The 13,808-nt window shown below is 43.0% G+C and carries 10 protein-coding genes and 1 pseudogene; 9 read left to right on the forward strand and 2 right to left on the reverse strand.

Annotated elements, in window-relative coordinates; all coding sequences use genetic code 11:
• Nucleotides 1-23: 23 nt before the first annotated feature.
• From murA to hisC, 4 genes are all read left to right on the forward strand, one after another.
• Nucleotides 24-1,292, forward strand: coding sequence for a UDP-N-acetylglucosamine 1-carboxyvinyltransferase (gene murA / locus ACQKC9_RS13335; protein WP_114701832.1), 1,269 nt, complete (start codon nt 24-26; stop codon nt 1,290-1,292).
• Nucleotides 1,293-1,386: 94 nt separating this feature from the next.
• Nucleotides 1,387-2,079, forward strand: coding sequence for an ATP phosphoribosyltransferase (gene hisG / locus ACQKC9_RS13340; RefSeq protein ID WP_057761746.1), 693 nt, complete (start codon nt 1,387-1,389; stop codon nt 2,077-2,079).
• 251 nt (nt 2,080-2,330) lie between these two features.
• Entirely contained in the window at nt 2,331-3,626 is a 1,296-nt protein-coding gene (gene hisD, locus ACQKC9_RS13345; RefSeq protein ID WP_427622263.1) for a histidinol dehydrogenase, read from the forward strand.
• Nucleotides 3,627-3,700: 74 nt separating this feature from the next.
• Nucleotides 3,701-4,834, forward strand: coding sequence for a histidinol-phosphate transaminase (gene hisC, locus ACQKC9_RS13350; RefSeq protein ID WP_427622265.1), 1,134 nt, complete (start codon nt 3,701-3,703; stop codon nt 4,832-4,834).
• A gap of 155 nt (nt 4,835-4,989) precedes the next feature.
• Here hisC and ACQKC9_RS13355 read toward each other — a convergent pair whose 3' ends face one another.
• Nucleotides 4,990-6,705, reverse strand: coding sequence for an anthranilate synthase component I family protein (locus tag ACQKC9_RS13355; RefSeq protein WP_427622266.1), 1,716 nt, complete (start codon nt 6,703-6,705; stop codon nt 4,990-4,992).
• A gap of 3 nt (nt 6,706-6,708) precedes the next feature.
• Nucleotides 6,709-7,944, reverse strand: a complete 1,236-nt coding sequence (locus ACQKC9_RS13360) for a beta-ketoacyl-ACP synthase II (RefSeq protein WP_427622268.1) — start codon at nt 7,942-7,944, stop codon at nt 6,709-6,711.
• 499 nt (nt 7,945-8,443) lie between these two features.
• Here ACQKC9_RS13360 and ACQKC9_RS13365 point away from each other — a divergent pair, with 499 nt between their 5' ends.
• The 5 genes and pseudogenes from ACQKC9_RS13365 to ACQKC9_RS13385 all read left to right on the forward strand — a co-directional run.
• Entirely contained in the window at nt 8,444-9,565 is a 1,122-nt protein-coding gene (locus ACQKC9_RS13365; RefSeq protein ID WP_427622269.1) for an EcsC family protein, read from the forward strand.
• A 411-nt stretch (nt 9,566-9,976) separates the two neighbouring features.
• Nucleotides 9,977-10,351 carry a 30S ribosomal protein S12 gene (gene rpsL / locus ACQKC9_RS13370; RefSeq protein ID WP_011281154.1) on the forward strand — a complete coding sequence of 125 codons (375 nt, stop codon included), beginning with the start codon at nt 9,977-9,979 and terminating at the stop codon, nt 10,349-10,351.
• Nucleotides 10,352-10,567: 216 nt separating this feature from the next.
• The gene (gene rpsG / locus ACQKC9_RS13375; RefSeq protein WP_057761735.1) at nt 10,568-11,041 is read left to right on the forward strand and encodes a 30S ribosomal protein S7; all 474 of its coding nucleotides are present in this window, start codon (nt 10,568-10,570) and stop codon (nt 11,039-11,041) included.
• A 343-nt stretch (nt 11,042-11,384) separates the two neighbouring features.
• Nucleotides 11,385-13,511, forward strand: coding sequence for an elongation factor G (fusA, locus tag ACQKC9_RS13380; RefSeq protein ID WP_057761733.1), 2,127 nt, complete (start codon nt 11,385-11,387; stop codon nt 13,509-13,511).
• Nucleotides 13,512-13,734: 223 nt separating this feature from the next.
• Nucleotides 13,735-13,808 (forward strand): annotated as a pseudogene (locus ACQKC9_RS13385) (hypothetical protein); the annotation flags it as partial.

Raw genomic sequence — 13,808 nt, forward strand, 5'->3', positions numbered from 1 at the left:
CTCATCGCTAGGTTGTCACCTTTATGGATCAATTTTTAATCACTGGTAGTAGTCGTATCGCAGGGGAAGTCACCATCTCAGGCGCCAAAAATGCCGCTTTGCCGTTACTCGCAGCTATGATATTGGCTGAGACCCCAACGACACTGCATAACGTGCCGTCACTACAAGACGTGCGAACGTTGATTGAATTGATCGGTGGCATGGGTATCAAAATCCAGAAGCAAGATGATACGGTCACTTGCGATACCAAGAGTATCGATAACTTTTATGCCCCGTATGATTTGGTCAAAACCATGCGCGCGTCAATCTTGGTGCTAGGGCCGTTACTTGCACGTTTTGGCGAAGCCGAAGTCTCATTGCCAGGTGGCTGCGCGATTGGTTCACGCCCTGTTGATCAGCATCTAAAAGCTTTTGAAGCGATGGGTGCCGAAATCAGTGTGGAAAATGGCTATGTAAAAGCTCAAGCACCAAAAGGTGGCAAGCTATTAGGCTGTAATTTCTCATTTGATATGATTACTGTTGGCGGTACTGAAAACGTCATCATGGCAGCAGCATTGGCCAAAGGCACAACTGTCTTAGGCAATTGTGCGTTAGAGCCAGAAGTGGTTGATTTGGCCAATATGTTGGTTGCAATGGGTGCCAAAATAAGCGGTATTGGTACATCAACGATGACCATCGAAGGGGTAGAGCGTCTACACGGCTGTGAGTACTCAGTTGTCCCTGACCGTATCGAAACAGGCTCATACCTTGCTGGTGCCTTGATGACACGCGGCGATGTATTGACCAAAAAAACATCTGCTCTATTATTGACGCCAGTGCTGGAGAAGTTCGAAGACATGGGTGCAACTATCACGAGCGGTGATGACTGGATTCGCGCACAAATGAAAGGCCGTCCAAAGGCGGTTGATATTCGTACACAGCCACATCCTGGTTTTCCAACGGATATGCAAGCTCAGCTAATGGCGATTGCTTGTTTAGCTGACGGTACGAGTACTTTTATCGAAAACATTTTCGAAAACCGCTATATGCATGTACCAGAGCTCAATCGTTTGGGCGCGTCTATTCAGGTTGATGGTCATACTGCGGTAGTACGAGGTGTCGAAAACTTTACCGCAGCGCCAGTGATGGCGACGGATTTACGTGCATCTATGTCATTGGTAATGGCAGCGGCGACTGCTGAAGGCGAGAGCTTAATCGATCGTATTTACCACATTGACCGTGGTTATGAGCATGTTGAGGACAAGCTGCGTAGCTTAGGCGTGAACATCGAGCGTATTAATACCAACGCTTAATATTGATTGATTCAATATCGGCTGTTACCCATATTACGTTATAAATTAAAAACTCCCCTTTCAATAGGGGACTGCACATGGACACTATGTCATTATGACTGAGACAAGCAAATCTTTACCAGCCAGCGGTTTATTAAACGAAGTAAACGATGAGTTTTCAGGTCTAACCTTGGCTTTATCAAAAGGCCGCATTCTAGAAGAGACCATGCCACTGTTACGTGCAGCTGGCGTTGATCTTTTAGAAGATCCTGAAGCCTCACGTAAACTTATTTTTCCAACCTCAAATCCAAATGTGCGTGTATTGATTTTGCGTGCCAGCGACGTGCCGACCTATGTCGAACATGGGGCTGCTGACTTTGGGGTGGCGGGTAAAGATGTGCTGCTTGAGCATGGTGCCAATCATGTTTATGAATTGCTCGATTTGCAGATTGCTCAGTGCAAACTGATGACTGCGGGTGTGAAAGATGCACCGCTGCCAAATCGTCGTCTGCGTATCGCGACCAAATATGTCAATGTCGCTCGTGCTTATTTTGCAAGCCAAGGTCAGCAGGTTGATGTCATCAAACTTTACGGTTCGATGGAGCTTGCGCCGTTGGTCGGTCTAGGTGATTTAATCGTCGATGTGGTCGACACAGGTAACACACTGCGCGCTAATGGACTTGAAGCCCGCGATCATATTTGCGATGTTTCCTCACGTCTGATTGTCAATCAAGTGAGCTATAAGCGCAAATTTGCATTACTAGAACCAATCTTAGATAGCTTTAAAAATAGTATCGCCAATGGCTAATTACCCAGTGCAAGTCATTGGTAATATAAAGCATGGTTATACAAATTTTTAAACCAGTTTAGCAGGCTATGAGTGACGTAGCGTGCTAAACTGGTTTTGTTGTCTTAGCTTGCGAAAACATAAAAACATCGTAAAAATCAGACAAGAAGACGTCGAGTAAGCCGCAATACTTTTACCGTACAAACCTACTTTACTCAGTTCCAAACCGTTCATTTTTAGCACTACTTTATGCTCAGATATAGGATTAGGTCATGCGCCAGTTAAGTACCCAAAATGCCGATTTTGATAGTCAATTGACACAATTGCTTGCCTTTGAAACAGTCAATGATGCTGAATTATTACATACCGTCGATGATATTATCGCCCAAGTACGTGCTGATGGTGATAGCGTCGTATTGGCATTGACTCAGCAGTTTGACCAACATCCAGCAACGTTGATGCAAGAGTTAGAGCTGTCTAAAGAAGCGCTTGCTGAAGCGTTTGCCAATCTTGATGAAAAAGTAAAGATAGCGTTGACCACAGCAGCGACTCGGGTACAGACATTCCATGAGCGCCAAGTACAAGAAACATGGCAGTATGAGGATGAGCTAGGTAACCGATTGGGTCAAAAAGTCACGCCACTTGATCGCGTTGGGATTTATGTACCGGGCGGTCTGGCTTCTTATCCATCGTCAGTATTGATGAACGCCATTCCTGCTAAGGTAGCTGGCGTCACTGAAGTTATCATGGTCGTACCAGCGCCTAAAGGCGTGCTCAATCCGTTAGTATTGGCAGCGGCTCATCTGGCTCAAGTCGATCGCGTCTTCACCATTGGTGGCGCTCAGGCAGTAGCAGCCTTGGCCTATGGCACTGAAACGATTCCAGCCGTGGACAAAATTACAGGACCAGGCAACAAATATGTCGCCGCAGCCAAACGCGCGGTATTTGGTCAAGTTGGCATCGACATGATTGCTGGACCTTCAGAAGTATTGGTATATGCAGAAGGCGAAGCACAAGATAGAGCGGACTGGCTAGCGATGGATCTGTTGTCACAAGCTGAACATGATCGTATTGCACAAGCTATCTTTGTGACGACTAGCGAAGAGCAGCTCAACGAAGTAGCGTTAGAGATAGAAAAAGCATTGGCTGAACTGCCAAAAGCAGATATCGCGCGTGACTCATTGCAGAACCGCGGTGCACTGATTTTGGTAAAAGATCGTAGCGAAGGTATGGCGCTTATCAATCGTATTGCTCCTGAGCATTTAGAGTTATCTGTTGATAATCCTGACGCACTATTGAATGATATTCGTCATGCCGGCGCTATTTTTATGGGTCGTCATACGCCCGAAGCTATTGGGGATTACTGTGCAGGACCGAACCATGTACTGCCAACATCAGGTACGGCGCGCTTTTCTTCGCCATTAGGTGTTTACGATTTTCAAAAGAAATCATCCATCATTTATTGTAGTGAATCCGGCAGTAAACCTTTGGCTGAGACAGCTGATATTTTAGCGCAGCGTGAGGACTTAGAAGCCCATGCGCGTTCGGCTCGTTATCGTTATCAGTAATTGATTTTGAGTTTTTAGCTTTTACTTTTGATATTTATTTTTAATAGTCTTTGTGGCTAATAGTAGGATAATTTATGAGTGAGTCAAAGATAGACACCAGACTGTGGTCGTCTAAAGCGCGCAACTTGTCACCTTATGTTCCAGGTGAGCAGCCGCAACACGACAATCTATGCAAACTAAATACCAATGAAAACCCATTTCCACCCTCGCCAAAAGTAGGGCAGGCTATTGCTAAGGTTTTAGAGCAGCAAGCTGATGAACTACGTTTGTATCCTGCTCCTGAATCTAATGACCTACGTGCTGCATTGGCACAGTCATACAACCTTGATGTCAATCAAGTATTTGTCGGTAATGGTTCAGATGAAGTCTTGGCTTTAGTCTTTGCGAGCTTCTTTCTAAAAGAGCGTCCGCTACTATCACCTGATATTGGTTATAGCTTCTATCCTGTATATGCACAGACGTTTGGTGTAGAGCTTATACAGATTCCTCTAGAGGAAGACTTTAGCATTGACCCTGATGCTTATCGTCAGCCTTGTAGCGGTATTATCATCGCCAACCCTAATGCGCCAACGGGCTTGCTATTATCACTTGCTGATATTCGTAAACTTGCGAGTGAGCATTCTAATGCTGTCATTGTTATTGATGAAGCGTATATCGATTTTGCTCAGATAGATGAAAGCAATGCAGATGCTCCAGTCTCAGCAGTTAGCCTAATCAATGAGTGTGATAACGTTATCGTGACCCAAACCTTCTCAAAATCACGCTCGCTTGCTGGATTGCGCGTTGGTATGGCCTTTGGCAATGCATCGTTGATTGAAGCACTAACACGGATGAAAAACAGCTTTAACAGCTATCCGCTGGATAAGTTGGCTCAAGCTGGGGCGACTGCGAGTGTGTTAGACACTGAGTATTTTGAGCACACCCGTCAGCAAGTCATTGATTTACGTACGTCGCTAACAGCAGAGTTGACGACATTGGGCTATAAGGTCCTACCGTCACATGCCAACTTCGTATTCGCTCGTCCAAAAGATGGCAATGCAAGTGCTGTCGCGAGTGCATTACGCGAGCAAGGCATTATCGTTCGCCATTTTGATAAGCCGCGTATTGCAGAGTACTTGCGTATTACTATCGGTACAGCAGAGCAGAATAACCGCTTGATTGTTGCTCTAAAAGCACTGCAAGTGGATGCTAGCGTTGCTGCTGAATAGTATTAGATTGATAGCTTAATATAGGATATTGGTAGGTAAGTCTCTTTACTGATCACGTAAAACACTAACGATAAGTCTTAGAAACAAAGCCTGCTAACGTTATGTTGACAGGCTTTTTTAAGTCTAAATCAGTAATGACATTTCACTTTGGTAGGCTACATATTCTGAGCCAGTACTGATAATAAGTTACCTACTTTATCTAAGCATTCTTGGTATTCAGCATCACAATCGGACGCGACCGTAATACCGCCACCTGCCCACAGGTTAACGTGTCTTTCTTTATTACAGTCATCATTCGACAAAGCGTTGGCTTGCAATGTACGAATGAGTACATTCCATTGACCACTACCATCAAAATTCATGTAACCCATAGTGCCGCAATAAGCACCACGTGGCGTAGACTCCAATTCAGCGATGATTTCGACAGCGCGTTTTTTTGGTGTGCCAGTGATAGAGCCAGCAGGCAGACTACCAAACAATACAGCCAACGGATGAGTATCAGCTTTTAGCTCAGCAGTAATGGTACTCACCATATGATGCACGTTACTAAAGCTTTCAATCGCAAATAACTGTGGTACTTTTACACTACCAATTTTGGCGTATTTACCCAAATCATTACGCAGTAAATCCACAATCATGACATTTTCGGCACGGTCTTTTTCGCTATTGACCAATTGCTGCTTATACAGATCATCTTGCTCGTTAGTACCACCTCGAGGCATGGTTCCCTTGATAGGCTTGGTACGAATAGAATGTTTGCCAGTATCAATTTCTCTAGTGAATGTGAAAAACAACTCAGGTGAGCAGCTTAACAATTCAAAATGATTGCTATCTGCGTCAATGCTGCTGCTTCTATTTAGGTAATCACCATCATTGCCATCAACACTCACATATCCTGCAAAAGGCGCTTTTGTATTGCGATATAGCGCAGGCAAATAGTCAATAAGCGAAAAGGCTGATTGAACATCGTTATTTTCACGCGCTAAACTGCCAGACCATTTCTGTGTCAGGTTTATCTGATAGCAGTCGCCTTGCTGTAGATAGTCTTGTGTGCGATTAAATGCTTGTTGATAATCAAGCTTACTCCATCGCGGACTTAAAACTAGGGGAGTGATGTCTGATACATCTTTAAACTGTGGTTGATTAAGATGTTTATCAGACAGTTTTTGATCCAGTTCATCTAGGTAAGAGGTAAGAGTATTTATAAGAATATCGTTTGTCTCATGATCGGTATTCTCAGAAACGTCAGCATCGGTCAGATGACTCTTTAACGTCCAACCTGTATCAGCATGTGTTGTGGGCGTTAGATAAATATCATAATGCCCTAATAAAGCACAAGGCTGGTTTGCCAATTCAATCCTATCAGCAGGGCTTAGTTCGAGAGCTGCAATATCATAACCAATAAAACCGATTAGCCCATGATGATAACTGGGTTTTGGGCTTTCTTCGTTATTGATATATGACGTGTCGTGATTAACTTCTTGAGCATTGCTATAAGCGATTAGCTCCTCTTGCCACTCTAGATAGCTCATATAAGCTGTCGTGCTAGCATAATTATTATTATCGCTATTTACATCAGTATCGCGACAACTCTTAATCACCTTGTAAATATTGGGTAAATCACTAGACGCTTGCTTATCATTGGAATATACAGACCAGCTGACTTTTGGGAGTAAGCCGATTATTGGTCGACCATCGTTATTAAGCCAAACAAATTGCCAGTTTGCTTCAATATCTTGGTCGAGCAAGTGACGCTGTAGCTGCGGCATCAGCTCTGCAGCAGACAAGTCACCAAAACGCCAGCTAGGTGTGCTAGCTGGCGATGGCGCAGAATCTGTCTGCTCAGTTGTATTGTGGTTTGATACAAGCATGGGTTAAGCGTCAAACTTTTTGATAATTAGCGTAGCGTTAGTACCACCAAAGCCAAAGCTATTACTCATCAAGGTTTCAAGATTTGCTTCACGCATTTCGGTGACAATATCGAAACCTTCAGCAGCAGGATCTAAGTTATCAACATTGATACTTGGAGCGATAAAGCCGTCCTGTAGCATTAGTAGACAATAAATCAGCTCTTGTGCACCAACAGCGCCCAAGCTATGGCCTGTCATCGATTTGGTTGAGCTGATAGCAGGTACCTTACTGACGTCATTATCAAATACTTTAGCAATCGCTTTAAGCTCAGTAATATCGCCTAGCGGTGTACTAGTACCATGACTATTGATGTAATCGACACTTTCTAGACCTGCTTCGGCTAAGGCTTGTTGCATACAGCGAACAGCACCTTCACCGCTTGGCGCAACCATTTCCGCACCATCAGAGCTAGCACCATAGCCAACGATTTCAGCCAAAATATTGGCACCGCGTGCTTGAGCATGCTCCAGACTCTCTACAACCACCATCGCGCCACCAGCAGCAATCACAAAACCATCACGGTCTTTGTCATAGGCTCTTGAGGCAAGTTTTGGTGTGTCGTTATACTGAGTACTAACTGCGCCCATGGCATCAAACATACAAGACTGTGTCCAGTGTTCAGCTTCACTACCACCAGCCAATATCACATCGGCTTTACCCAATTGGATAAGCTCAGCAGCATGACCGATACAGTGTGTTGAAGTCGCGCAAGCAGAGGCGAGCGAGTAGGAGACGCCTTGGATTTTGAGACCGGTTGCTAAAGCGGCTGATACCGAGCTGCCCATTGTTTTTGGTACGGCCATTGCGCCGACACCGCGTAAACCTTTTTCGCGCATAGCGTCGATAGCATTGACGATATTTTCTGTTGATGCGCCGCCCGAACTTGCCACTACACCCACTCGTGGGTTGTTATTAATAGTATCAAGTGACAGGCCTGAGTGCTCAATCGCACTTAGCGCACTAACATAAGCATAGAGACTGGCGTCACTAAAGAACCGTTTCAGCTTACGATCGATACCACTGGTATCAAGTTCTGATTGATTGATGCTACCGCTCACGTGTGATTTAAACTCGTGCTCAGCATAAGAATCATTAAATGTGATGCCAGACTGACCTTCTTTGAGGGCAATGGTGACAGTATCTAAATCATGTCCAATACAAGAGACAATCCCTGCTCCAGTAATAACGACGCGGCGCATATGCTATTCCTTATAAGTAACGACTTGCTAGCAGTTGGTTGCAATAATCGTGGTAAATCTATATATGATGTTTAACTATGAGTTAATTCGAGCATTATAATGAAAAAATAGTCTATGTAGATAACGATAGCATGAATTTAGGTAACTAAATTCTGTTAACGATCTATCAGAGGCAATATAAATTCAGTGTACAATTATGCTCTCAGTTACGGCACATGATAACGTATCAAGCACTGAAAATCTTTGGACAAGTGTAAAATAACGACAAAATAACACTTATGACTGAGTTTTGAGTAAAGAGATGAGAAGTAAGACTAGCTACTGACTATGGACAGAATTATACTTTAGATACAAAATTTGTGATTCTAATAACATTGTTCGCACTGACACCAGTTACGATAACTGGCTAAAATAATAGATTCATTATTATTAATAATTAACTATCATATTAAAATACAATTATATTAAAAAACCAACTCATCATATTAAGGACATCACGATGGCAAAGCGTAGTACTCTTTCTAAAAGCATCAATACCATTGGCTCTTTTACTCGAAACAATCTAGAGCGTGTAGGGGCTATGATTGACAGCGTAAACGCAAAAACAGGCAAACCGCGTCAATATAAAGCCGTAGATCTAGGCGATGAAGACTACCAACAAGACTTGTTTCGTGAGCAAACACTAAAGGCGACGCAGCAACTGTTAGGACCACGCTTTGCTACTTATGGTAAATACGCCAAGAAAGTGGTGCCGAATAGCTTTTTTCAGTCGACAGTTGATGGCGCATTTGCTCAAGTGGCTAACCTCGCTGCGAACTGGAGTCAACTAGACTTACCTAATGAGCATCGCTTTGCCAATATTGCTACTTTAGATGACGAAGAGCGTTATGCGCTAGCTACTGATATTGCTAACCAAAACCGTGCACTTGCAATGATGGGTGGTTTGACAGGTTTAGTAGGTCTACCAGGCTTGCTTGCTGATACATTATGGCTATTACTGGTTTCATTACGGACGGTTTATCAGATTGCTGCTGTATATAATAAGCCGCTGACAGGTAAGCAAGGCGTCAAGATGGCGTACGAACTACTATCAAACGCTGATCTGAGCAAGATGCAAGAAAAACAAGCGCTACTAGCTGGTCTAGGTATTGGTAAAGGTTTGCTTGATAATGCTCAGAGCAATGGACTACATAGTGAACTTAAAAATCTCGGTCTAAAAAACAAAAATGTAAACTTCTATGCTGAGCAAATAGACAAAGTCGCAAGCCAAGTAGGTGTAGATTTAGATCAGATCAACTTATCATGGGTTCGTCGTTTTATTCCTGTCACCGCAGTAGCGATCGGCATGCACTATAACAGCCAATTGATTGACGAAGTGATTGGCGTTGCTCAAGCGACTTTTGCACCAGAAGCAAAATTGGCCAATCGTGCTATTACTGATGACAGCAGTAGTGAGGCTAAAGTAGAAAAGGCTGATACTGATGAGTCGAAAAAAGACACAGAGCACAAAGAAAAAAGCAGTGATTCAGAAAAAGTCACTGATAAAGAAGAAACTAGCAAAGAAGAGACTAGCAGTAAAAAAGACTCAGACAAGCAAACGTCTGATAAAAAAGCCAAGTAATAAACATATTATTTGCTAGTTGGGTTATATATTTATAAGCACGATGGTATTTATCTTAGTTTGATTAAGCAACACGACTTGAAAATTAGGATAAATACCACCACTTAGTTACTATCAAGTACCATTTCAATGTTAAACATCTTTTCTTAATGATGCTTGAGCTCGCTTTGTTTGCTTTATTTATTACGCTATTTTTCGGCGAAAAATCTATAAAGTGATACAATGAGAGGCTGAATGCATATCTATCAAATGTTGTAAAGCGAAACCATTCATAAGTGGTTGAAATAGCAGCAACAACTCTTTATAATACACTGTCCTAAAAATGGGTGCCCCGAAATCTGCAATTATTGTCAGATAGATGGTGCATTGGCCCATTTTTTTGTTTTATACCAAACGGGAGAAGGATGCCTTATGGCAACAACTAACCAATTGATTCGTAAAGGTCGCAAAACCATCAAGGAAAAGTCAAAAGTTCCTGCGTTGGAAGCGTGCCCACAGCGTCGCGGTGTATGTACTCGTGTATATACTACCACGCCAAAAAAACCTAACTCTGCCATGCGTAAAGTATGTCGTGTACGTTTGACTTCAGGCTATGAAGTATCAAGCTACATCGGCGGCGAAGGTCATAACCTACAAGAGCACAGTGTTGTTCTAATCCGTGGTGGTCGTGTAAAAGATCTACCAGGTGTACGTTATCACACTGTTCGCGGTGCATTAGATTGCGCAGGCGTTAAAGACCGTAAGCAAGGTCGCTCTAAGTACGGTGCTAAGAAGCCTAAAGTTTAATAACTAAACGTTATTAGATAAGCTTTTTGTACTACCCAATAACTGTGCATGGGTTTGGTGTCAGTAGTAATATCGCTTTTATATAAATATATCTGTGATTTGCTCTTAAAACATACCACCATGCAGTAAGGCTAACTGATAACTCACTGCTATATCCTAATGATGAGTAGTTGATGTTGTGAATGTTAGACACTCCTGAAGATAAGGAAATTTATTATGCCAAGACGTCGCGTCGTTGCTGCCCGTGAGATCCTACCGGATCCTAAGTTTGGTAGCCAAACTGTTGCAAAATTCATCAACCATGTAATGAGTGATGGTAAAAAATCTACTGCTGAGCGTATCGTTTACGGTGCACTTGAGACAGTAAGTGAGAAGCGTAAAGTTGAAGATCCAGTATCTTTCTTCGAAGAAGTGCTAGAAAATGTACGCCCAATGGTAGAAGTAAAAGCTCGCCGCGTTGGTGGTGCAACCTATCAAGTACCAATGGAAGTACGCCCCTCCCGTCGTACTGCATTGGCTATGCGTTGGTTAGCTGAAGCTGCTGCTAAGCGTTCTGAAAAATCAATGGCTTTGCGTTTAGCTGGCGAATTGAATGATGCTGCTGATGGCAAAGGCGCTGCTATGAAAAAGCGTGACGAAGTTCACCGCATGGCAGATGCTAACAAAGCATTCTCTCATTACCGTTTCTAAGCTACTTTTTAATAGTAGCTTGAGATTAGAGGCTCATGCCATTTAATCTTACATTGTTGTTTATTCTATTGATTGCCGCCATCATCATTCGGTCATATATAAATGTTATTTATTGATGACTGAGGTGGCGGACATCTATCCAGATGTCTCTCTTAACAAATACAGTTTTTGCTGGAGAGCATCCCAAATTTGATGCCGCACTATTCTTAGTATTTGCTCTTTTTTTGTCCGTATTAGGCTCAATAATCAGTAAGTAATATTACGAAGCTGAACGCTTTGTCATAGAGTATGAGGTAGAGACACAATACATTATTATATACACGACTTTTCCTAGGAAAACACTATGGCTCGTAAAACTCCCCTAAAACGCTATCGCAATATTGGTATCTCAGCGCACATCGATGCTGGTAAGACAACCACTACAGAGCGTGTTTTATTCTATACCGGTGTTAGCCACAAAATTGGCGAAGTACATGATGGCGCAGCCACTATGGACTGGATGGAGCAAGAACAAGAGCGTGGTATTACTATTACCTCAGCGGCAACAACTTGTTTTTGGTCAGGTATGGCTAAACAGTTTGACGAACACCGTATCAACATCATCGATACCCCAGGTCACGTTGACTTCACGATTGAAGTTGAACGTTCTATGCGTGTACTTGATGGCGCTTGCATGGTTTACTGTGCAGTAGGCGGCGTTCAGCCACAGTCTGAGACCGTATGGCGTCAGGCGAACAAATATAAAGTACCACGTCTTGCATTTGTAAACAAAATGGATCGTGTTGGTGCTGATTTCTATCGTGTTATCGAACAGATCAAAACTCGTTTGGGTGGTAACCCTGTACCATTGGTTATCCCAATTGGTAAAGAAGATGACTTCGAAGGCGTTGTTGATCTAGTGACTATGAAAGCTATCTATTGGGACGAAGCGTCTCAAGGTATGCAGTATGATGAGCGCGAAATCCCAACTGAACTACAAGAAAAAGCAGCAGAATACCGCGAGCACCTTGTAGAAAGCGCTGCTGAAGCAAACGAAGAGTTAATGAACGAATACCTAGAAAACGGTGAATTGACTGTAGAGCAAATTCACGGTGCTATTCGTCAGTTAACTATCGATAACGAAATCATCCCGCTTCTTTGTGGTACTGCCTTTAAGAACAAAGGTGTACAGAAGATGCTAGATGCCGTTATTCAGTATCTACCTGCACCAATCGACGTACCTGCTATTAAAGGTATTCTTGATGACAAAGACGAAAGCGAAGGCAGCCGTGAAGCATCAGATGAAGCACCTTTCTCAGCACTAGCGTTCAAAATCATGAACGACAAATTCGTTGGTAACTTAACCTTCGTACGTGTTTATTCTGGTGTAATGAAGCAGGGTAGCAGTGTTTATAACCCAGTTAAGATGAAGCGTGAGCGTGTTGGCCGTATCGTACAGATGATGGCAAACTCTCAAGAAGAGCTTGCAGAAATTCGTACTGGTGATATCGCAGCTCTAGTTGGCATGAAAGATGTGACTACTGGTGATACGCTATGTGATGAAGACAACGTGATCACTCTTGAGCGTATGGAATTCCCAGATCCAGTTATCTCTCTAGCTGTTGAGCCAAAGACCAAAGCTGACCAAGAAAAAATGTCAATCGCTCTTGGCCGTTTGGCAAAAGAAGATCCATCGTTCCGTGTACACACTGACGAAGAATCTGGTCAGACAATCATCAGTGGTATGGGTGAGCTACATCTAGAGATTCTTGTTGACCGTATGAAGCGTGAATTCAACGTTGAAGCAAACATCGGTGCACCTCAGGTTGCTTATCGTGAGACGATTCGTAACACTGTTGAACAAGAAGGCAAATTCGTACGTCAAACAGGTGGTCGTGGTAAGTTTGGTCACGTTTGGTTACGTCTTGAGCCACTTGATCCAGCTGGCGACACTGAGTATGAATTCGCTGAAGAAGTTGTTGGTGGTACTGTACCAAAAGAATTCCACGGTGCTGTTGACAAGGGTATCCAAGAACGCATGAAAAATGGCGTACTTGCAGGCTACCCAGTAGTTGGCGTAAAAGCGACCTTGTATGATGGTTCTTATCATGACGTTGACTCTGATGAATTGTCATTTAAGATGGCTGGTTCTATGGCCTTCAGAAAAGGTTTCTTAGCAGCTGATCCAGCGCTACTTGAGCCAGTAATGAAAGTAGAAGTTGAAACACCTGAAGATTACATGGGCGACATCATGGGCGATCTTAACCGTCGTCGTGGTTTGGTACAGGGTATGGAAGATCTACCTGGCGGTACTAAACAGATTCGTGCTGAAGTACCATTAGCGGAAATGTTTGGTTATGCCACTCAAATGCGCTCTATGTCACAAGGCCGTGCAACTTACTCAATGGAATTCCAAAAGTACGCTGAAATTCCAAAATCAGTTGCTGCTGAAATCATCTCTAAGTTCAACTCTAAAGATGATGACGAGTAAATAAAACTTACTGAAAGTGACAATATAGAGTATGTCTGTGTATTGTCACTAAAGAATACGCCAATAACTTGTTAAAAGACTTGTTATTGGCCGCGATTTTCTTATAATATCTGCACATTAGTATGTGCAACCTTTTAACAATTATCTTAATGTGGTCAAAATCGTCTTAATAATCATATTTATATGAGTTAAGTCTTGAACCCCAAAAAAAGAGGAAATACCCATGGCAAAGGCCAAGTTTGAACGTAACAAGCCACACGTCAACGTCGGTACAATCGGACACGTTGACCATGGTAA

This window comes from Psychrobacter sp. NPDC078409, assembly GCF_050268505.1.
Lineage (GTDB): Bacteria > Pseudomonadota > Gammaproteobacteria > Pseudomonadales > Moraxellaceae > Psychrobacter.